This is a genomic window from Acinetobacter sp. ANC_7511, assembly GCF_056779975.1.
The window spans coordinates 1-20,300 of record NZ_JBWYIY010000018.1 but is presented as its reverse complement, the minus strand read 5'-3'; the positions used below and the strand labels follow the sequence as shown (position 1 = coordinate 20,300).

23 protein-coding genes are annotated in these 20,300 nt (G+C 37.1%); 11 read left to right on the top strand and 12 right to left on the bottom strand.

The window, feature by feature from the left end; genetic code table 11:
* Positions 1-16: 16 nt before the first annotated feature.
* Positions 17-376 carry a hypothetical protein gene (locus tag AC1M9L_RS12315; RefSeq protein WP_481587962.1) on the bottom strand — a complete coding sequence of 120 codons (360 nt, stop codon included), beginning with the start codon at positions 374-376 and terminating at the stop codon, positions 17-19.
* 225 nt (positions 377-601) lie between these two features.
* Between AC1M9L_RS12315 and AC1M9L_RS12310 the strand changes: the two genes are divergently transcribed.
* The 4 genes from AC1M9L_RS12310 (at position 602) to AC1M9L_RS12295 (ending at position 2,972) form a co-directional block, all read left to right on the top strand.
* Positions 602-835, top strand: a complete 234-nt coding sequence (locus AC1M9L_RS12310) for an SEL1-like repeat protein (protein ID WP_035266572.1) — start codon at positions 602-604, stop codon at positions 833-835.
* 140 nt (positions 836-975) lie between these two features.
* Positions 976-1,359, top strand: a complete 384-nt coding sequence (locus AC1M9L_RS12305) for a DUF2750 domain-containing protein (RefSeq protein WP_481592286.1) — start codon at positions 976-978, stop codon at positions 1,357-1,359.
* An 87-nt stretch (positions 1,360-1,446) separates the two neighbouring features.
* Positions 1,447-1,878, top strand: a complete 432-nt coding sequence (locus AC1M9L_RS12300; protein WP_035266567.1) for a CBS domain-containing protein — start codon at positions 1,447-1,449, stop codon at positions 1,876-1,878.
* Between the two features lie 176 nt (positions 1,879-2,054).
* The gene (locus AC1M9L_RS12295) at positions 2,055-2,972 is read left to right on the top strand and encodes a hypothetical protein (RefSeq protein ID WP_481592285.1); all 918 of its coding nucleotides are present in this window, start codon (positions 2,055-2,057) and stop codon (positions 2,970-2,972) included.
* Positions 2,973-3,007: 35 nt separating this feature from the next.
* On the opposite strand, the gene trpB is transcribed toward AC1M9L_RS12295, so the two are convergent.
* The 9 genes from trpB to AC1M9L_RS12250 form a co-directional block, all read right to left on the bottom strand.
* Positions 3,008-4,216, bottom strand: coding sequence for a tryptophan synthase subunit beta (gene trpB / locus AC1M9L_RS12290; protein ID WP_481592284.1), 1,209 nt, complete (start codon positions 4,214-4,216; stop codon positions 3,008-3,010).
* A gap of 35 nt (positions 4,217-4,251) precedes the next feature.
* On the bottom strand, positions 4,252-5,439 hold the full coding sequence (locus AC1M9L_RS12285; RefSeq protein ID WP_092768443.1) for a vWA domain-containing protein: 1,188 nt from the start codon (positions 5,437-5,439) through the stop codon (positions 4,252-4,254).
* 8 nt (positions 5,440-5,447) lie between these two features.
* On the bottom strand, positions 5,448-6,299 hold the full coding sequence (locus AC1M9L_RS12280; RefSeq protein ID WP_092768445.1) for an AAA family ATPase: 852 nt from the start codon (positions 6,297-6,299) through the stop codon (positions 5,448-5,450).
* 29 nt (positions 6,300-6,328) lie between these two features.
* A complete protein-coding gene (locus AC1M9L_RS12275; RefSeq protein WP_481592312.1) occupies positions 6,329-6,700 on the bottom strand; it encodes a hypothetical protein in 372 nt (123 codons plus the stop codon).
* Positions 6,701-6,734: 34 nt separating this feature from the next.
* Positions 6,735-7,040, bottom strand: coding sequence for a YcgL domain-containing protein (locus AC1M9L_RS12270; protein WP_481592283.1), 306 nt, complete (start codon positions 7,038-7,040; stop codon positions 6,735-6,737).
* Positions 7,041-7,169: 129 nt separating this feature from the next.
* Positions 7,170-8,312, bottom strand: coding sequence for a ribonuclease D (locus AC1M9L_RS12265; RefSeq protein WP_481592282.1), 1,143 nt, complete (start codon positions 8,310-8,312; stop codon positions 7,170-7,172).
* Positions 8,313-8,521: 209 nt separating this feature from the next.
* Positions 8,522-9,118, bottom strand: coding sequence for a recombination mediator RecR (gene recR / locus AC1M9L_RS12260; RefSeq protein WP_481592281.1), 597 nt, complete (start codon positions 9,116-9,118; stop codon positions 8,522-8,524).
* Between the two features lie 12 nt (positions 9,119-9,130).
* On the bottom strand, positions 9,131-9,460 hold the full coding sequence (locus tag AC1M9L_RS12255) for a YbaB/EbfC family nucleoid-associated protein (protein WP_035266548.1): 330 nt from the start codon (positions 9,458-9,460) through the stop codon (positions 9,131-9,133).
* Positions 9,461-9,484: 24 nt separating this feature from the next.
* A complete protein-coding gene (locus tag AC1M9L_RS12250; RefSeq protein ID WP_481592280.1) occupies positions 9,485-10,672 on the bottom strand; it encodes an O-succinylhomoserine sulfhydrylase in 1,188 nt (395 codons plus the stop codon).
* 141 nt (positions 10,673-10,813) lie between these two features.
* On the opposite strand from AC1M9L_RS12250, the gene AC1M9L_RS12245 reads away from it, so the two are divergent.
* The 6 genes from AC1M9L_RS12245 (at position 10,814) to ppk1 (ending at position 17,102) form a co-directional block, all read left to right on the top strand.
* A complete protein-coding gene (locus AC1M9L_RS12245) occupies positions 10,814-11,908 on the top strand; it encodes an alpha/beta fold hydrolase (protein ID WP_481592279.1) in 1,095 nt (364 codons plus the stop codon).
* Between the two features lie 5 nt (positions 11,909-11,913).
* Entirely contained in the window at positions 11,914-12,783 is an 870-nt protein-coding gene (locus AC1M9L_RS12240) for an NAD(P)-dependent oxidoreductase (protein ID WP_481592278.1), read from the top strand.
* A gap of 83 nt (positions 12,784-12,866) precedes the next feature.
* The gene (locus AC1M9L_RS12235; protein ID WP_481592277.1) at positions 12,867-13,133 is read left to right on the top strand and encodes a YARHG domain-containing protein; all 267 of its coding nucleotides are present in this window, start codon (positions 12,867-12,869) and stop codon (positions 13,131-13,133) included.
* Positions 13,134-13,162: 29 nt separating this feature from the next.
* Complete coding sequence (locus AC1M9L_RS12230) at positions 13,163-13,576, top strand: HIT family protein (RefSeq protein ID WP_481587969.1); 414 nt, start codon at positions 13,163-13,165, stop codon at positions 13,574-13,576.
* Between the two features lie 219 nt (positions 13,577-13,795).
* Positions 13,796-14,860, top strand: coding sequence for a porin (locus tag AC1M9L_RS12225; protein WP_035266542.1), 1,065 nt, complete (start codon positions 13,796-13,798; stop codon positions 14,858-14,860).
* A gap of 175 nt (positions 14,861-15,035) precedes the next feature.
* On the top strand, positions 15,036-17,102 hold the full coding sequence (ppk1, locus tag AC1M9L_RS12220) for a polyphosphate kinase 1 (protein ID WP_481592276.1): 2,067 nt from the start codon (positions 15,036-15,038) through the stop codon (positions 17,100-17,102).
* Between the two features lie 10 nt (positions 17,103-17,112).
* Here ppk1 and ybaK read toward each other — a convergent pair whose 3' ends face one another.
* On the bottom strand, positions 17,113-17,583 hold the full coding sequence (gene ybaK, locus AC1M9L_RS12215; protein ID WP_481592275.1) for a Cys-tRNA(Pro) deacylase: 471 nt from the start codon (positions 17,581-17,583) through the stop codon (positions 17,113-17,115).
* A gap of 266 nt (positions 17,584-17,849) precedes the next feature.
* On the opposite strand from ybaK, the gene AC1M9L_RS12210 reads away from it, so the two are divergent.
* Entirely contained in the window at positions 17,850-18,338 is a 489-nt protein-coding gene (locus AC1M9L_RS12210; protein WP_481592311.1) for a lytic transglycosylase domain-containing protein, read from the top strand.
* A gap of 26 nt (positions 18,339-18,364) precedes the next feature.
* Here the strand turns inward: AC1M9L_RS12210 and AC1M9L_RS12205 are convergent, their stop codons facing one another.
* Positions 18,365-19,717 (bottom strand): MFS transporter, encoded by a 1,353-nt coding sequence (locus AC1M9L_RS12205; RefSeq protein WP_481592274.1) that lies wholly within the window; start codon positions 19,715-19,717, stop codon positions 18,365-18,367.
* Positions 19,718-20,300 lie beyond the last annotated feature (583 nt).

The window sequence follows — 20,300 nt, the reverse complement described above, 5'->3', positions numbered from 1 at the left end:
TGGCGCTTATTCACCTTTAAGAGACTACATTCTGCACAACACCAAAATATAAGATAGCAGCGATCACCGCGAGTACGATAAAAATAGTGAAAACACTTAAACCACCTTCAGCATCATCAGGGTGTTCTTCGTCAATGACGGCGATACGTTTTAATTCGCCGTCATAATAGCGATAAAATTCAGCTTTCGCTGCAGGATCAAGCGTCTGCGTGTAATCATGCACACGTTTACGCTGCTCTAAACAGTAGTGACCTAAATGGATTTCTTGATGAAAAATTGCTTCATCAAGTTGTTTTTTATGATGATGTGCAAGCGCAATAATATCGGATGGCTCTGGTGGATTGCCAAATGTAAAACCATCAATGGTATTAGTCATAAGTCATTCTCCTTTATAGTTATTTACAGTTTTATCATAAACTCAATATAAAATGATTAAAGTTTAATCATGTAAGTATTTTTTAAAAGATTTATCTTGAAAATTTATTTGACAATTAACGCAAATTGTAATATTAGTTTAATATTACTTTGTTATATTCCATTTTGACCTAATTTAGGTCTTTATAACTGTAGTACTAATCATAATTAGAATAAGGAGTTTTATATGATTAAACAATTCTCTCAACAAGACCTCGAACATATGTATTCGAATGCTGTAAATACCATTCAATTTGAAATGAATTTTACAGATGCAGTTTCAGAACTTGAGAATGCAGCACGTGCGGGTCACGGTAAAGCAGCGATGTTTCTAGCTGAACTCTATCTTCAAGGTTTCCGTGTAGAACGTGATTCTTTGAAAGCACAGTATTGGCAAAATATGGCCACAATGCAAGCATAAATAAACGTCACATTCGTGGCGTTTTTTTTAGCTCTTTTATTACATATTTGCTTACCAAACTTTAAATTAATGCAACTAAACTTTAAGAAAAAATCATTAGACTGAACTTATCATCATTGGTAATGAATCATCGAACGATCATGAACACCTTTGTACAGTTGCAGCCAAATTCAAAGCATTTTTTACTCAAAGTTAATATCCTTAAAACTATGATGTATTGTGGAGTACTGTGGGGACTGTACAATCCAGAACATCAAGGTTGGGCCATTCGATCAATCAATCAAGATTACATATTTCCCTTCTGGCTCAATTCAGTGCAGGCTTTACATTATGCAAAAATTCACTGGCCGCACTATCAGCCTCGAAAAATAACGCCTGATGATTTTAAAAATTCATTACTCCCAACCCTAACGCGACTAAAAGTCACACCTGCTCTGTGCAATCATCGAGATCGCCACTTTAAGCTCACTATTCCACACATGCAGATGCTCTTTTTTCAAAATCATTTGAGCCCATCTATTTAGCAGAAAATTCCACTAAAAAGATTGTAAAGATTTAAGATTTCAGTTATTAACTTATACATGGACGAATAACCAACAAGAGGAACCTTTATGACAACAGTAGCTCAAGTCCTACAAAATAAAAACAATTCAGAAATCTCTACCATCACACCTGATGCTACGGTTTTAGAAGCAATCACATTAATGGCAACAAAAGGTATTGGTGCCGTTGTTGTCGTACAAGATGAAAGACTTGTTGGAATTTTATCTGAACGGGATTACACGCGTAAAATTGCACTTATGCAACGTACATCCGACTTAACTACAGTCTCAGAAATTATGACTGGTACGGTTTTATCTGTAAGCAAAAGCAACACCGTAGATGAGTGTTTAGATTTAATGACAGAACGTCATATTCGCCATCTGCCAGTATTAGAAGACGATAGACTCGTCGGAATTGTATCTATTGGTGATTTGGTTAAAGCCGCGATGGAAGACCAAAAAGTGTTGATTGAACAACTTCAACAGTATATTTCAGGATAAAGCTAAGCTCCCATCTCGGGGGCTTTTTTGATAATTCAATCATGATCTCAATTTTGAACAATAGATTGAAATTGGTCATCTTTTACAATGATTTTCTTTTATTGAGTCATTGAACTATTTAAACAGCATTAGTAAAGTCATCACATTATGGAATTTTTTTTGCCTAAGGACTAATGATGTATAAAAAGTTATTGTGTTACACCGCTTTATTTGTAACTGCTTCCACTTATGCATCTGAACTTGAACCAACGATAAAGAATCAAATAGAGCTGCTAAAAAAAGCAAAGACATATCAAAAAAAGACGCTCATCACGCCTGCATGTAATACCTATGAAAAAGCCTACAAAATGGGATATTTAGGGGCTGATCAAGATATGAAAAATCCAAGAAAAAACAAAGAATTTGTTGAAGCCGCCCTGCAAACTTCTGCCTGTTATACAAATTTGAATTATACAGAACAACCTCAAAAATGGCTCGAAGGCACTGTAACACTATTTAAGTTAAAAAATTATTTTGCAGTCCAAAATTTAGATGGCCGACTCAAAGAAATTCAAGATGAAATGATGTCAATCGCAGAAGTGCTATATTTCAAAAAAAATGCTGACTATCGCAATCCCTCCTCTGAAGTGACCAATGCCTGTGCTGCATCTGAAATTGGCTTCAAGATTGGTTATTTAGGTGATCCTGATAAAGCTAAAGATCCTGCATTCAATGCAACATACGTACAACATGGTTTATTTCATGCCGCTTGCGTTTCTCTACTTCCATCCAAGGCTAAATCCGAGAATCCAGCATTTACAAGTTATTTGTCTTACGCAATTTTAAAAGAACTTGCCACCAAATATGACAGCAAAAAAGCACACGAACTAAGTGCACCAGCTGATGAAATAATGAAAACCATGGTTCAAGCTCAACAAGCTCAACAAGCTCAACAAGCTCAACAAGCTCAACAAGCTCAACAAGCTCAACAAGCTCAACAAGCGACTGAAACACCTGTTCAAGATCTTTCAATCGAAACGCCGCTCATTCCAATTGAAATTTCCTCCTTTGAAAATATTCTTACGCCTTTGAATGAAGAACCACCAGAAATGTAATTAAAAAAACCAGCCTAAGCTGGTTTTTTTATGTGTTAATTTAAACCTAATTTTTCTGCCACATAGTCCGAGTCTTTATCACCTCGACCTGATAAATTCACCACAATAATGGTATCTTTGGACAATTGTGGTGCTTCGCGTATCGCCCAAGCAACAGCATGTGAACTTTCTAATGCAGGCACAATCCCTTCAACTCGAGATAGAGTCATGAATGCATTCAGACATTCTTCATCAGTTGCTGTTGAGTACTCAACACGACCAATATCTTTTAAGAAACTGTGTTGAGGCCCCACACCAGGATAATCTAATCCAGAAGCAATTGAATGCACAGGTAATGGCTCGCCATTTTCATCTTCCAGTACATAACACGCCATACCATGAAGTTGACTTGGTTTACCTAAAGTTAGTGTTGCCGAATGTTGATCAGTATCTAAACCATGTCCTGCTGGTTCAACACCAATCAATTTCACACTACCATCATTAAGGAATGCACTGAATGCTCCCATTGCATTTGAGCCACCGCCAACACAAGCAACTATATAATCAGGATATTTGTTAAATCTGTCTTGTGATTGAACTTTAATTTCATCACCGATAATTGCTTGGAAATCACGCACCATTTTAGGAAATGGATGTGGACCAACGACTGATCCGATGGCATAAATAAAGCTATCAGGGTCTTTCAAATACTCTTCGAAAGCACTATCAACAGCATCTTTTAATGTTGCTGTTCCACGAGTGACTGAGATTAGATTCGCACCCAAAATTTTCATTTTCACGACATTTGGATGTTCTTTTTCAATATCAACTTGACCCATATGAATTTCACATGGGATACCAACCAAGGCACAAGCGGTGGCTAATGCGACACCATGTTGACCTGCCCCAGTTTCAGCAATGACTTTTTTCTTGCCCATGTATTTAGCAAGTAAAGCTTCACCCAAACAATGGTTAATTTTATGTGCACCTGTATGGTTCAAATCTTCACGCTTCAGATAAATTTGAGCACCGCCCAATTGTTCTGAAAGTCGTTTGGCATGAAATAAAGGACTTGGACGACCTACATAATGCGCAAACAGCTCTGAAAGCTCATTTTGAAATTCAGGTGTTTTACGAATTTCTTCATAAGCAACATTGATTTCATCCATTGCTGCTTTTAAATGAGGTGGAATGAATTGACCACCATATTCACCAAAAAAACCTTCTTCATTTGGCAATGCCACACCATTGATTTGATAGCTCATATCAAGATCCTTTAGATGAATATTATTTAAAAAAGTTAGCGCGAGAGGAATTTAGTCATATCTTCAATGCCTTTTAAAGTCATTGGATACATATGATCTTCAAATATTTCTTTGATCATTCCTATCGTTTGAGTGTAATGCCAGTAATTCTCAGTTTCAGGATTCAACCAAGCCGTCTTTTCATAATGCTGGCGCAAACGACGCAACCAAATTTCACCCGACTCTTCATTCATGTATTCGACAGAACCACCAGCAGATTTTAATTCGTATGGCGCCATACTTGCATCACCAACAACAATCACTCGATAATCTTTACCATAGGTATTAAATAAATCTAAGGTATTCATTTTTGTCGAAGTACGGCGATGATTGTCTTTCCACACGTAATCATAAAGACAGTTATGGAAATAGAAATATTCTAAAGTCTTAAATTCTGTTTTGGCTGCACTAAACAGTTTTTCACATTGTGCAATATAGGCATCCATAGAACCGCCTACATCGAACAACATCAAAACTTTAATTCGATTACGACGCTCTGGCACCATCTGTACATCAAGAATTCCCTGCTTAGCCGTTTCGCGAATCGTTTGATCTATATCAAGCTCTTCTTCCGCACCTTGACGCGCAAATTTTCTCAGACGACGCAACGCCATTTGCATATGACGTGTTCCCAAAATTTGATCATCATCAAGATTTTGGTATTTACGTTGTTCCCACACTTTCACCGCAGATTTTTTACGTCCCGGCCCTCCAATTCTCACCCCCTCTGGGTGATCACCAAAAGCTCCAAACGGTGAAGTGCCACCAGTGCCAATCATACGATTACCACCTTGGTGTTTTTTATGTTGCTCACGCAAACGCTCTTCCAGCATTTTCATAAGCTCTTCTAAAGAACCTGCTCTTTGTAGTGCTTCACGTTGCTCTGGTGTTAAGTGTTTTTCAAGGAGTTCTAAATCAAACCATTCTTTAGGAAGTTGATTAACTTTACTGAGCAAATCATCCACATCAAAGGTTTGAATGCCCTGAAAATAATCCTTCATAGCACGATCATACTTATCGAAGTAACGCTCATCCTTGACCATGACTGTCTTCACAAGCTGATAAAAATCATCTTGATCTGCAAAAACCAAACCTAGACTAATTGCTTGATTCAGATCAATCAGCTCGCGCGTCGTTACGGGAATTCCGTATTTTCGCAAGGTGTAAAACAGTCTTACGAACATAGTATCACCTATCGACGAGTCATAAATGCGAGGCGCTCAAGTAGCTGCACATCTTGCTCATTTTTGATGAGCGCACCATACAGCGGTGGAATTGCTTTTGACTTATCATGGTTTCTTAAAATATCTTCAGGCATATCATCAGCCATCAATAAGCTTAACCAATCAATTAATTCAGAAGTTGAAGGTGGCTTCTTAAGACCAGGTATTTGGCGAAGCTTAAAGAAGACCTGAAGTGCCTCACTGACCAATGTCGTTGAAATTCTTGGAAAATGTACTGCAATAATTTCACGCATGGTCTGTTCATCTGGAAATTCAATATAATGAAAGAAACAACGGCGTAAAAAAGCATCAGGAAGTTCTTTTTCATTATTTGAAGTGATGATCACAATTGGACGCTGTGTTGCAGTAATTGTTTCACCAGTTTCATAAACAAAGAATGACATTTTGTCTAGTTCATGAAGCAAATCATTTGGGAATTCGATATCTGCTTTATCAATTTCATCAATTAATAAAACGCAACGTTCTTCAGAGGTAAATGCTTCCCACAATTTACCTGGTTTAATATAGTTTTTAATATCATAAACACGCTCATCACCCAATTGACTATCGCGTAATCTTGAAACGGCATCGTATTCATAAAGACCTTGTTGAGCCTTCGTCGTTGATTTGATATGCCAAGTAATCAGTTTTAAACCCAGGCTATCAGCAACTTGTTCAGCCAATAATGTTTTACCTGTACCTGGCTCACCCTTCACTAAAAGAGGCTTTTGCAACGCTCGAGCGGCCTTCACAGCAAGCTTGAGACTATCTGTGGCGATATATTGATCTGTACCCGTAAATTGATGTGCATCAACAGACATAATGAAACCTTATTTTTTTATTTGGATAATTAAAGTGGTGGTGTCTTCACTGACGATGTGTGTCTCGGATTCTTTTGTTTAGAAGCGTACTTAGACCAGAAATAACCTGCCAATAACCCTAAAGCAATAACAAAGGTAATCAATGAGAAATTGGACCAGATCAAAGGTGAATCTTTTGTTAATACCCCAAAGATCAAACCAAAAGTTGCGGGTGCTAAGGCAGAATTGGGCCCTTCAGAAATCGTTGGTGTTGCCAAAACAGCAAATACAAAAATCCAAGTCACTCCACCTAAAGGTGAAGGTAGGCGTTTCGCTATGCCGTACCAACACCACAGAATAATCAAAGTTCCGAGAATATAGACGGTAATTGCAATGTTATATTCTGGAATTGAATCCAACATTGAAACAAACTGATCCCATCCTCCAACTTGATTATCACGCACCGCGTAGTCCCTCTGGCTCTACCTCATTAGGATTGATCAATCCTTCAGGCGGCAATTGTAAAAAGAATCCTTTCGTCTGAATTGAATCCATCACATGTAAAACATTTGCACGCGCTAATTTGCGTTCTGCATGTAATTCCAGTGACATCACAAATGTCGCTCGGCCAAATGCATTTTTCATTGCATCAGATAATACTGATAACGGATCAACAGCTTCTTGGTTTTCCGCTTGTTCAGGACGCGCAACGTAAATATACATTTCGTCTTTCTTACTAGATTTGTAGATTTCACACCACATGATTCAAACAACACCTTTTAAACTCAAAGCAAAGCATACATCAAAAAAAACGTCGAAACATTAGCGTTTGTTAACGCATCAGTCTAGTTTAGGATGACTGGTAATTCTTTAATCAAATTTTGAGAGAAGTCATTCATTGACTTTCATTTGCATACTCAAATATTGTGCATCTTTATGAAGCAACTCAATTAATGGCTTCGTCAGTAAATCATAACGCCAACCGAGTAAATATTGAGGTAAGTCTTGTTCATCGCCATGAAAAACCACATGCTGATATAAAGCCCCGAGCCATTTTTTTCGCATTAACACTTCTTTGGGGATCACCAACTCTTCTGCAAGATTACCAATCATGTTATCAACATCATGTGTAATATCTTTAGATGAATGTTTAATTGGTCGAGCAATTCGTAATGGCCATTCTTCCATTGGGGGCAGCAACGCAATAATATCCAAAATCGTTTTACCGTGCTCACGAACCACATTCGGACGAATATTTTTAACTTGGGATAATTGAAATGTATTTTTTGGATTTTTTTCCACCAAATCAATCATAGTGGCATTTTTCAGAATAAAACTTCGAGGCTGATTTAAAGCCTTAACCATTTCTTCACGCCAAACACTGAGCAATTGTAGCTGCATTAACTGCTTTCGAGAGTGTCTATAATTTCCGACATCTTCGTATAGTTTCTCTTTCGGCGTTTCTGTCGCAATCTCAAGCGTGAGGCTCTTACAATCCTCTAGTACATACTGATAATGCCCTTTTTTCTCTAATTCATTTTTTAGCGCATCGGCTAAATTCATAATATATAAGACATCATTCGCTGCGTATACTTTTTGCTCTTCAGTTAAAGGACGTGCAAGCCAATCTGAACGTGTTTGATCTTTATCAATTTCAATATTTAAAATTTCTTTGAGAGCATTTTGATAACTGACCTGTAATCCGTGTCCGAGAAAAGACAAAGCCACCTGAGTATCAAATACATTATTAAGATGATTGCCTTTTGAATAATGGTAAATCAGATCAATATCTTCACTACAAGCATGGAAAATATTTTGCTTTGCAGCAAAAACTTTAGGCCAGAAACTCGAAAAATCTAGACGTGTACCATCTAATAAAAACACCTGATCTGCGACATTGATTTGCAAGACACCCAATTTTGGCCATAGTGTATCAACTTTGATAAATTCAGTATCTAAACCATAAACATCTTGTTGACTCATTAATGTCAAAACATGCTCGAGTTCTTTTTGCTCTTGGATAAATTGAAACATCATAAAAAACAATGTGCTAGATTGGTATCGAGATGTATTTTAGCTTAAATTATCAATTTTAAATATAAATTTTCAATTAAAGCGTCAAGCAAATCTATGTATACACTGTAAATAGTTATAAAACATGAAAAATTTAATATTTTTTTTGACTAAAAAACTATTCAGAAAAGTGATATTTCTCTAATCAAAAAAATAAGCACAATTTGTGCTTATTTCATTTGCATACGATTATGAACTGCTTGGCTTAAGGTGTGAATATCGACATACTCAAGCTCACCCCCTTGTGGTACACCTTGAGCAATACGTGTCATTTTGATATTCAAATGACGTGTAGCTTCTACCAAATAATGTGCCGTAGCCTGTCCTTCAACCGTTGCATTGGTAGCGAGAATAACCTCTGCTACCTGACCTTCAGCTAAGCGTTGAACTAATGCAGGTATGCCAACCTCTTCAGGCCCTATACCATCTAAAGGAGATAAATGCCCCCCCAATACATGATATTTGCCTCTGAAACTTCCACTTTGCTCAATTGCCATCACGTCTGCAGGAGATTCAACCACACAGAGCAAGGTATCATCTCGGTCTTGCGACAGACAAATGTCACACACCTCATTCTCAGTCAATGAGTGGCAAATAGAACATTCATGGATATGATCAGCGGCATCGCTAAGTGCTTCAGATAATGCCAAAGCACCTTGCTTATTCTTCATGATCAAATGCAACGCCATGCGCTGAGCCGACTTAGGCCCAACGCTTGGTAAAATTCGCAGTGCTTGGACGAGTTGGTCAAACCGTTCGCTGAACACTCGGCAATATCCTTAAAATAAACCTGATAAGCCAGGAGGTAATCCCATACCACTATTTGCAGACTTCATTGTTTCTTCTGAAATCGCTTCGGCTTGGCGTGCAGCATCATTCATAGCAGCTGCAATCAAATCCTCAATCATATCTGGATCGTCTTGAAGTAATTCTGGATTGATTTCAATGCGTTTTACCACATTACGGCAAGTCATTGTCACTTTTACCAAACCACCACCAGCTTCAGCATGCACTTCTTTCTGTGCAAGCTCTTCTTTCGCTTTCTTAATATTGGACTCTACTTCCTTTTGCATGCGCTGTGCTTGTTGCATAAGCATGTTAATGTTCATTTGTATACTCCGAACAAATTTAAATTAGACTAAATCAAGACCACGTTGAATGTCTGCAATAATATCATCAACGTCTTCCAAACCTACTGAAAGACGAATTAAACCTTCTGCAATGCCAGCTGCAGCCTTCGCTTCATCAGACAATTTACCATGAGTAGTCGTTGCAGGATGAGTAATCGTTGATTTTGCATCCCCAAGATTTCCAGTAATAGAAATAAATTGAGTGTGATCAATCACTTTCCAAGCAGCTTCTCGCCCACCTTTTACCACGAATGAAACGATACCACCAAAACCTTTTTGTTGCTGTTTAGCCAAATCATGACCTACATGATCCGCTAAGCCAGCAAAGAATACTTTCTCGATTTTATCGTGCTGACGAAGCCACTCAGCAATCTTTTGTGCACTTTCAGAATGAGCCTTCATACGTAGACGAAGCGTTTCCAAACCTTTTAGGAAAACCCAAGCATTGAACGGACTCATAGAAGGCCCAGTTGTACGAACGTAGCCAAAAACTTCTTCAAGTAATTGATGACTACCTACGACAGCACCCCCCAACGCACGACCTTGACCATCTAAATATTTTGTCGCTGAATAGACAACTAGATCCGCGCCCAAGTTTAATGGTTGTTGTAGCACTGGCGTACAGAAACTATTATCAATTGCGAGTAAGGCATCATTTTCATGCGCGATATCTGCTAATGCACGAATATCAGCAATTTCCGATAATGGATTTGACGGAGATTCTACAAATAGTAGTTTAGTTTCTGGTTTGATCGCAGCTTTCCAAGCATCTAAATCTGTTAAATCAACAAAATTGACAGTCACACCAAACTTAGAAATGTATTTTTCAAATAAGGCCACGGTTGAACCAAATACTGCTCGAGAACATACAACATGATCACCAGCCTTTAAGAATGACATCGCCACCGCCATGATCGCAGCCATACCCGTACTTGTTGCCACTGCACGTTCAGCACCTTCCATTGCAGCCAATCTTTTTTCAAACATTGCGACTGTTGGGTTTGTAAAGCGAGAATAAATATTACCGGGCTCTTTCCCAGAGAATTTAGCTGCTGCCTCTGCTGCATTTGCATATACAAACGAAGAAGTTAGAAACATAGGTTCAGCATGCTCACCTTCAAAACTGCGCGTATGACCTGTACGAAGTGCTAATGTATCAAGTTGGTATTCAATGTCGTCTTGCTGGCTCATTGCTCTAAATCAGTCCTAAAAACTGCCTTTGTGAATAATTGCCAACATTTTGAGCGCCCAAAGCATTTAAGGTCAAGGTAAAATATATAAATATCGCTTAGACTTCGTTCAAATCACATGCTTATGAGATCTTCAACCTTCATGGAACATTTAAAAACTAACTGGCGTTCTAAACAAAGCAAGTTAAAAAATTTAGGGACTCGCATTTTTTACGGTAAATCTTTGGTTTTATCTCAAGCAACGCCGTATGAAGTGATAGGTACTCATAAATCGAGTAAAATTCGATATTACGCATCTGAAAATAAAAAATATGTTGAGCCATTGGTCTTTGTCGCGCCTTTAGCGATCAAGATGGATATTTATGATCTTTATCCATACCGTTCTCTTATCAAATATTATACAGAGCAAGGTTTTGATGTGTATTTATTGGATTGGGGACACTTTAGCTATAAAGATCGCGATCTCAACTTTTTAGGTTTTATTGATGATGCAATCCCGAATTGTATCGATCAAATATGCACACACGCTAAATCTGATCAAATTTCTTTACATGGCTGGAGTATGGCAGGAATATTTGTTCTGTTGTACACAGCGCTCAGACAGCCGAACCATGTAAAAAATCTAATCGTTTTAGGTAGTCCAATTGATAGCTTTGCTTCAGGCAGTATCGGAAAGCTATATGCTAAGATGAATCGCTATCTTGAAAGAACTCGACTACTCAAACATAAAGTCTATAACGGTCGTATTCCTAATCGCCTCATTCACTCCCCAGGTATTTTAAATGCAATTGGATTTAAAATTTTAGATCCAAAAGGTTGGTATGAAGGCCATAAACAATTATTACTGAATCTTGATGATAAAAAACTTTTGCATGAACATGCCACTTTAGGTTATTTCCTCAATCATATGATTGATTATCCTGCTGGGGTAAACCAAGACATGTTATTCAATGTCTGGTTAAGAAATCCGTTAAAAAATGGTTATATCGAACTTCAAGATAAGAAAATCGAATTAAAAAATATAGACTGCTCTCTTATGATTGGCGCGGGTTCAAGCGATCAAATGGTCACAGCTGATGCTGTTAGACCATTGACTGAATTGACAAATAGTCGTGATGTCACGTTTACTCTTATTCCTGGTGGGCATTTAGGTTTAATGTCGAGTCAAAAAAGTGCCGATCAATTTTGGCCTGAACTTGCTTACTGGTTAGCAGAGCGTTCAACACAAATAGAGTAAAGAAAATGACGACAGTTGCATTTATTGGATTAGGCGCAATGGGTTACCGTATGGCAGCTCATTTACCAAAACACTTTGAATCAGTTTTGGTATGGAATCGAAATTTCGAGAAAGCCAAACAACATGCAACTGAATATCAAACTCAAGCTGTATCACTGCAAGAAGCTGCCCAAGCTGATATCATTTTTAGTTGCTTACCAACGAGTCAGCAAGTCAATGAGATCATTCATCAAGTCGACATTAAATCTGGATCAATTTGGGTAGACTGCACCAGTGGCGTGCCTGATGCAGCTAAAGCACAACAAGCTTTTTTAAAATCAAAAGGTGTATTTTTTCTAGACGCACCTGTTAGCGGACAAACTATCGGTGCTGAAAATGCGACTTTAACCTTCATGGTAGGTGGTGAAAAAGCTGCTTTTGAAGCTGCATTACCAGCAATGCAAGCCATGGGTAAACTGATTAAGCATGTAGGAGACTCAGGATCTGGTTTTGCTGTGAAAGCAGTGAACAACATGCTCTTGGCTGTTCACTTATGTGCCGCTGCTGAAGGTTTTACTGCACTCAAAGCACATGGTGTGGATTTAAATGAAGCATTAGAGTGCATCAATGCTTCAAGTGGTAAAAGCGGTGTGACTGAAAATGTATTGCCTCAAAGGGTATTAAATCGAAGTTTTCCAAATACTTTTGCCTTACCGTTACTGAGCAAAGACACTGGTATCGCAGTAGACCTCATCCATCAAGCAAAATTATCCGCACCTGTCATTACGCTTACTCAAAGTCTAATTGGTGCTGCTAATGCAATAGCTGAACCTAATAGTGATTTTTCGACAGCAGTTAAAATGTACGAATCATGGAGCAAAATTACCTTAGAATAAATTTTCGCCATTGAATTCACATATAAAGCCCATATAATTGAAATGTGACAATTTCAAATGTCCATTTCTAAATGAGGATACTCATGAATAAGTTTTTATTAGGTTTAATTACTGCTGTATCTATTTCAGCTGGGGTCAATGCTTTTGCCGACACTACAAAAGAGTGTGAAAAACTTAAAGATGATTACAACATCATCTATGCATCAAAAGGCTTCTGTTTTAAAGATCCAGATACTAAGGCAAAGTTCGGCAATGAAAATTGCAATACAACTAAACCTAAGTTCTCTGAAAAAGAGCAACAAAAGCTTGACTCCATTAAGCAACGTCAGAAAGAATTGAACTGTAAATAATTCAATCTAATTACATTCTGGGAATAGTTATGGCTTACGATGATCAAAATATTTTTGCAAGAATTCTACGTGGTGAACTTCCTGCAATTAAAGTGTATGAGGATGAGCAAGTTCTTGCATTTATGGACATTATGCCTCAAGCAGATGGTCATACTTTAGTCATCCCTAAATCACCTGCCGTAACTTTACTCGACTTGGACCCAAACACTGCAGCATACACGATTCAAATCGTTCAAAAAATTGCAAAAGCGATTGAAAAAGCACTAGATGCAAAAGGTATAGTGTTGATGCAGCTATCTGGTGCTGCAGCTGGGCAAACCGTGCCTCACGTACACTTTCATCTTATTCCAAGTTCAATCCATGAACTGGGGAAACACGCAGCACAAATGGGTGATCAAGAACGTATCAAGGCTTTGGCTGAGAAGATTAAAGCTGCTTTATAACAGATCCTCATAAAAAAAGGAGCTTTGGCTCCTTTTTTTTGTTTTATGCCTTTTGATTACTATAAATTGTTTCTATCCATTTTCATGATAATGAAATAAATTCTTAATATTACTGACTTATTTGTAATGAATACTTAGCACCAATAGAGAACAGTAGTTACAAAAAAACTACTGATCATGATTATTAGGACAATAAATCAGTCTTTACTGGAGCTAGAAATGAAAAAAACACTTTGTGCATTAGCAGTTGGGGCAACACTAATTACACCAGCAATCGCAATGGCAGCTGACGTTAAAATTTATGGTCGCGCACATGTTTCATTAGATTACCTTGATGATGGTAAAGATTATAATGAAGTAGGTCTATCATCTAACTCATCTCGTCTAGGCTTTAAAGCTGAACAAAAATTAGAAAATGGCATGACTGTTTTTGGCCAAATCGAACAACAAATTAACTTTACAAGTGGTAACACTGATGGTGGTACTGAATTTTCAACTCGTGATACTTTCGTTGGTTTGAAAGGTAACTTTGGTCAAGTAAAAGTTGGTCGTTTCGACACACCCTTTAAAGCAGCTCGTTCTCCAGTAAATTATTTCGGTGATCAAGTTGGTGATTTACGTAACGTGACTCGTGTAAGTGATCAACGTTTCGATGAACGTAATGAAAATACCATTGAATATAAATCTCCTAAATTCGGAAATGGTTTTAATGTTGCTGCTGCATTATCACTACACTCTGGAACTACCATCGATAAACAAGAGAATGGTCAAGCTGAAAAAGACAACAAAGCGTACGATCTTGCTTTGACCTACAAAGAAGGCCCTATCGATTTTGCTATTGCATATGCGATGTATGAAGAGAATGCAACGAATGCTCGTGCTAGTTCTGATCGTGATGCATTACGTATCGCTGGCGCCTACAAACTTACTGACAGCTTAAATCTTGGCGCATTCTATCAAATGGCTAAAGTTGACGGTCAGGACAATCGTGATTCAGATGTGTATGGTGTAGCTGCAGACTATAAATTAACACCAAAAACTACAGTTCGTGGTCAAGTTTTTCAACGTAGTGTAGATGCTGATGAAAGAGACTCAACTCTATTAGCATTAGGTGTTGAGCATCGTTTAGACAAAGCTGTGCGTGTCTATGCCAATTTAGCAACTGTACTTAATGATGAAAATGTTAATTTAAATCCATGGTCTCAAGCAAGAACGAATAATGTTGCAGGCGCCAACGGTGAAAATTCTACAGGTCTCTCACTTGGTTTCCGCTACGACTTCTAAATTAGAAAGGACAAAAAAGCACACTTCAAAAGTGTGCTTTTTTATTGAAATAAAATAAATCCAATAACTTATATATATCGTATATATACCAACCAATGTAATATTACTGTCACACATCAAACGTACCATCGCTGCAAGGTCTTTCCTGACGGCTTTTAAAGCAATAATTGGTACTATGCACTCTTTCGAAAACTTTCAACACAATTCAGACACTTACATTAATCGCGAACTTTCATTATTAGAATTCCATAAACGAGTTTTAGCTCAAGCTAAAGACCCTCACCACCCCTTATTAGAGCGACTAAATTTTTTAATCATCTTTTCTCGGAATTTAGATGAGTTTTTTGAAATACGCGTTGCTGGACTTTTAAAACAGATCGAATTAAATCAAATAACAACTGCACCTGATGCTATTCCCAATGAAATTATTTTAGAACAAATATCTAAAACAACGCATCATGCGGTTCAAGAACAATATCAGATACTTAATAACGAGCTCATTCCTCAACTTAAATCTTATGGTATCGAATTTATTCAATATAATGGAATTTTAGATAAATATACTGAATGGATTCAAAACTACTTCAGTAAATTTATTCAACCAGTAATCACGCCCATCAGTTTAGACCCTGCCCATCCTTTTCCCCGTTTAGTCAATAAGAGCCTTAATTTTATTGTCACACTTGAAGGTAAAGATGCTTTTGGTCGTCAGATTGAGCTCGCGATCGTACCTGCACCGAGAACTTTGCCAAGGGCGGTCAAAATTCCTGATGACTTATGCGAAGGTAAGCAACATTACATCCTGTTGTCGGCTATTCTGCAACGACATATCAATGACTTATTTCCAGGAATGAAGGCGACAGGATGCTACCAATTCCGTGTTACACGCAATGCTGACTTAAATTTAGCTGACGATGTAGACGATTTGGCAGTTGCTCTTAAAGATGAACTTTCTTCGCGAAGATTTGGACGTGAAGTTCGACTTGAAATTGATCACAATTGCCCAGAAACGATTAACAAATATCTACTTGAAAAATTTTCTTTAGAACCTTCACAACTCTATCGTGTTCAAGGTCCTGTAAATTTAGCTCGATTATTTTCAGATTTTGATTGTCCAGATTTGAAGTTTAAACCCTATCAACCCGTGATACCGAAGATATTGAGACAATCAAAAAGTATATTTGATGTATTAAAACAACGTGATGTCCTTTTACATCATCCTTTTGACTCATTTTCACCCGTCATCAACCTGTTAAAAGAAGCTGCAAAAGACCCTAATGTCTTGGCAATTAAGCAAACTCTTTATCGCAGCGGACCAGATTCAGAGATCGTTCAAGTCTTAGCAGAAGCAGCACGAAATGGTAAAGAAGTTACTGCGATTATTGAATTACGTGCTAGATTCGATGAAGAATCCAATATCATGGTCGCCAACCTCCTACAAGAAGCTGGAGCTGTTGTTGTGTATGGCATCGTGGGCTATAAAACTCACGCTAAAATGATTCTGGTTGTTCGTAGAGAAGCAGATCATCTGAAACGGTATGTTCATTTGGGAACTGGCAATTATCATGCTGGTAATGCAAAAATGTATACCGATTACGGTCTTCTGACCACTGATGATGACATTTGTGAAGATGTCCATAAAATCTTTCAAGAATTGACAGGTATGGGAAAAATGGCAAAGCCTAAAAAGCTGTTCCATGCACCTTTTACCTTGCATGAACAGCTTTTAAAACTCATTGCCAATGAAATCCACCATGCTAAGTCTGGTCATAAAGCGCATATTATTATCAAAGTTAACGCTTTAACTGAACCCAAATTAATCGCGGCACTTTATCAAGCGTCAAATGCAGGTGTTCAAATCGATCTGATCATTCGTTCCATCTGTTCATTAAGACCTCAAGTACCACAGTTATCAGAAAATATCCGCGTCAGATCCATTGTAGGACGTTTTTTAGAACACACACGGGTCTACTATTTTCTAGATCAAGGCAATGAGAAATTATATTGTTCAAGTGCAGACTGGATGGGACGTAATTTATTTTCAAGAGTAGAAACCTGTTTTCCGATTGAAGATAAAAAACTAAAGAAAATGATTATTAAAGATGGTCTACTGAATTATCTGAACGATAATCAACGTGCTTGGGAATTAGATCAAGAACATCAATGGAACAAGGTATGCCCAACTGATGATCAAGAAATTTTTATCGCTCAAGAATATCTAACCAATCTACGTCAAATGTAGTGATCAAACATTAAGTGTGATCCACAATGTCCTTAAATTGAGCATCTAATACTTGGGCCAATGATTGAGGATCTAATCCGATATCTAGCCCTCGTTTGCCACCACTCACGTACACCTTTTTAAGAGAACTTGCCGATTGGTGAATGACTGTCTTAAGTCGCTTTTTTTGAGCAATTGGACTAATCCCACCCACTAAGTAACCGGTCAGACGCTCAGCCACTTTCGGATCAGCCATTTTAAGTTTTTTACAACTGAAAGCATTCGCCGCCTTTTTTAAATTAAGTTGATGGTCCACTGGTAAAATTGTCACAAAATAATTGACATCATCTGTCACTAGAAGTGTCTTAAAAACTTCATGTACAGATAAACCCAATTTTTGAGCTGCTTCTAAACCAAAACTTTCAGCATTAGGATCATGCTCATATTCATGAACAGAATAATCTATCTTTTTGTTTTTCAAAAATTTACAAGCTGGCGTCATGATGATTTCAGGCATTTAATAATGGCATTATTATAAGAAAATTTTGAATCAATTTTAAATTTTTTCTGATCTATTTATCTTACTCATCAATATATTGCAAAACTACAACACTCCAATTTATCTAGGGCTTGACCCCAATCACCAGCTTACTTATGATTTTTGCAAATTGAATTTGCACGGTTACTATTTTGCTTTTTTTACAACGTTTACAATCACCTCCCCCATCCTTTACTTTCCTTAAATATAGTTTAGTTCTATCATCGTGTATCGTGTTTGTTGGTTGCTCATCTTTAGGTGGTGGTTCAGTACAAAAACGCGCCGCAAAACTTTCAACAGGTATTCAAAAGGCATACTCTGTACACCCAGACACCGCAAATAGGGTTTCACCACTAATTGTGCAAAGTGCGCAACAATTTGATGTCGACCCCCTGTTAATGGCCGCACTTATTCGACAAGAATCGAGTTATCGAAATTATGCAGTATCACCAGCAGGTGCTGTAGGTCTTACCCAAATTATCCCTAGATATTGGCAACAATCTTGTCCAGGTGACCTTTTTCAAGAAAATATTAATATACAATGTGGGACTTTTATCCTATCAAAATATAATCAATCTGCTGGTAGCTGGAAAAAAGCACTGGCCTATTACAACGTTGGACCTACTGGATACAACACAAATCGAAAAATGAAAAAACAAGGTAAACGTTATGCCAAACAGGTTAAAGAGCATCAAAAAATTTTAAAATCACATTTATAAAAAAAGCCTCTTATGAGGCTTTTATTCTACTGTGTAATTGAAGATGCGATTTTTATTTTTTCAGGAACTGTTTCAATCACTTTTGACCTTTTAATACATAATACGGCTATTGCACCAATTACTGCTGGTATAGCAACTGCAATGAAATTCCATTTGTGCGGCAATTCCATTCCTAAAAGAATACCAATGACAATGGGGCCGACAATTGCACCTATACGCCCTACTGCTGAAGCCCAACCAATCCCAGTTGAACGTACAGCAATTGGATAAGATTGCGCTACATAGCTATATATTAAAATACTTGTACCAATTGATGCTGCACCAGCCAATGCCACAAGTAGATAAATAACCATTGGCGGCGAATTGAAACTTAATCCAAATAAAGCAAAAGCTCCAATTACAAACATCGAAATCACTACAGGTTTGAGATGAAATTTGTCTGCTAGAATTCCACCACCAATAGTACCGATGACAGCGCCAATATTTAATGAAAGTAAAAACGTTAAACTACTTCCTAAAGAATAACCTGCAGCCATCATTAACTTTGGTAACCAACTTCCTAATGCGTATGTCATTAAAAGACACATAAAAAAGCAGCACCAAAATAACAACGTCGTTGTCGCTCTATTATCAGTAAAAAGAGATTTAACCGATGCATCAGGTAATTTAATTTCGTTTAGAACCAAATGAGTTGTAGAATTAACATTTAAATCTGCGTTGATCTTATTAATAATTCCTGAGGCAGGTTCATAATTTTTTTGTTTCACTAAAAATGTTAGTGATTCAGGCATATACTTCCATATAAACGGTAATACTAATAATGGAATTCCTGCAATAAAGAACATAATCTGCCAACCAAATTCAGGTGTAAATTTTACACCCAATAAAGCCGCCATAATTCCGCCAACTGCATAGCCACTAAACATAATCGTAACTAAGGTACTTCTCAATTTTTGTGGTGCATATTCAGAAGTTAAAGTTACTAAATTTGGCAAAACACCGCCTATACCAAGTCCAGCAATAAATCTTAAAATTCCAAATTCTGTTGGATTACTTGCGAATCCTCCTAAAAAAGTAAAACCACTGAACAAGGTTACACAAATTAAAATAACTTTTTTTCGACCAATTTTATCTGCCAACATACCAAAAAGCATCGCACCAAACATCATTCCCGCTAGCGCTGTGCTCGCTAGTAACCCAGCTTGGACAGAAGTCATACCCCACTCTTGCATAAGAAGTGGCAACGTTACGCCATTAATTGCTAAATCATAACCGTCAAAAATTACGATAAATAAACACCATAATACGATTGATAAATGAAAGGGTTTAAATTTTGCATTATCAATTACAGCATTCACATTCATTGTCTGCGCTGTCATTTTTATCTCACCTCCAATTGTGAGTATTTTTAAAATAATGAACCTAGATTCATATTTTATATAAATGCAATAAATTAGGATTTTTGTCTATACAACTTTCTAGTGGACTATTCATTTAATAGATTGATTAATAATTCAATTGGCATAAAAAATCATGAAAATTCAAGTTTTAAGAGTTTTATATTTATTCTTAGTTACTAAGAATGAATTCTTATATAACCTTTCGACTGAAATCTTGATTTTTAATACTCAATCTGCAAATTAGGATTGGCATTTTATTTAATAGTCAACTTTGATGCTCTTTGTAAATAAAAATTTCATTGTAAATCATTCATTTTTTGAACCATTCATTATTGTTTATTATTTAGCTTTTCAACTAATTAGTTGGGTTGTTTTTATGATATTAGCCTTATCACTAAGGCATTTATTGTTTAGCATAAATTAACTGAATGGAGCTTCTTATTTAATTACAAGGGTTTAATTATTTTCAAATTCAATTTATATATATAAAAAAACACCCCCTTGTATTGAAGGGGGTGTTTAGAATAATGAGCTGGCGATGACTTACTCTCACATGGGTAAC

Bases quoted from the DNA above. Each gene is read 5' to 3' on its own strand.
- AC1M9L_RS12305 (WP_481592286.1), top strand. From the start codon at position 976: ATGAACACCTTTGTACAGTTGCAGCCAAATTCAAAGCATTTTTTACTC.
- AC1M9L_RS12315 (WP_481587962.1), bottom strand. From the start codon at position 376: ATGACTAATACCATTGATGGTTTTACATTTGGCAATCCACCAGAGCCA.
- AC1M9L_RS12205 (WP_481592274.1), bottom strand. From the start codon at position 19,717: ATGACAGCGCAGACAATGAATGTGAATGCTGTAATTGATAATGCAAAA.
- AC1M9L_RS12245 (WP_481592279.1), top strand. From the start codon at position 10,814: ATGGAACATTTAAAAACTAACTGGCGTTCTAAACAAAGCAAGTTAAAA.
- AC1M9L_RS12275 (WP_481592312.1), bottom strand. From the start codon at position 6,700: ATGTTGGATTCAATTCCAGAATATAACATTGCAATTACCGTCTATATT.
- AC1M9L_RS12285 (WP_092768443.1), bottom strand. From the start codon at position 5,439: ATGTTCGTAAGACTGTTTTACACCTTGCGAAAATACGGAATTCCCGTA.
- ybaK (WP_481592275.1), bottom strand. From the start codon at position 17,583: ATGACGCCAGCTTGTAAATTTTTGAAAAACAAAAAGATAGATTATTCT.
- AC1M9L_RS12240 (WP_481592278.1), top strand. From the start codon at position 11,914: ATGACGACAGTTGCATTTATTGGATTAGGCGCAATGGGTTACCGTATG.
- AC1M9L_RS12235 (WP_481592277.1), top strand. From the start codon at position 12,867: ATGAATAAGTTTTTATTAGGTTTAATTACTGCTGTATCTATTTCAGCT.
- ppk1 (WP_481592276.1), top strand. From the start codon at position 15,036: ATGCACTCTTTCGAAAACTTTCAACACAATTCAGACACTTACATTAAT.
- AC1M9L_RS12250 (WP_481592280.1), bottom strand. From the start codon at position 10,672: ATGAGCCAGCAAGACGACATTGAATACCAACTTGATACATTAGCACTT.
- AC1M9L_RS12255 (WP_035266548.1), bottom strand. From the start codon at position 9,460: ATGAACATTAACATGCTTATGCAACAAGCACAGCGCATGCAAAAGGAA.
- AC1M9L_RS12295 (WP_481592285.1), top strand. From the start codon at position 2,055: ATGTATAAAAAGTTATTGTGTTACACCGCTTTATTTGTAACTGCTTCC.
- AC1M9L_RS12265 (WP_481592282.1), bottom strand. From the start codon at position 8,312: ATGTTTCAATTTATCCAAGAGCAAAAAGAACTCGAGCATGTTTTGACA.
- AC1M9L_RS12270 (WP_481592283.1), bottom strand. From the start codon at position 7,040: ATGTGGTGTGAAATCTACAAATCTAGTAAGAAAGACGAAATGTATATT.
- AC1M9L_RS12310 (WP_035266572.1), top strand. From the start codon at position 602: ATGATTAAACAATTCTCTCAACAAGACCTCGAACATATGTATTCGAAT.
- AC1M9L_RS12300 (WP_035266567.1), top strand. From the start codon at position 1,447: ATGACAACAGTAGCTCAAGTCCTACAAAATAAAAACAATTCAGAAATC.
- trpB (WP_481592284.1), bottom strand. From the start codon at position 4,216: ATGAGCTATCAAATCAATGGTGTGGCATTGCCAAATGAAGAAGGTTTT.
- AC1M9L_RS12230 (WP_481587969.1), top strand. From the start codon at position 13,163: ATGGCTTACGATGATCAAAATATTTTTGCAAGAATTCTACGTGGTGAA.
- AC1M9L_RS12280 (WP_092768445.1), bottom strand. From the start codon at position 6,299: ATGTCTGTTGATGCACATCAATTTACGGGTACAGATCAATATATCGCC.
- AC1M9L_RS12225 (WP_035266542.1), top strand. From the start codon at position 13,796: ATGAAAAAAACACTTTGTGCATTAGCAGTTGGGGCAACACTAATTACA.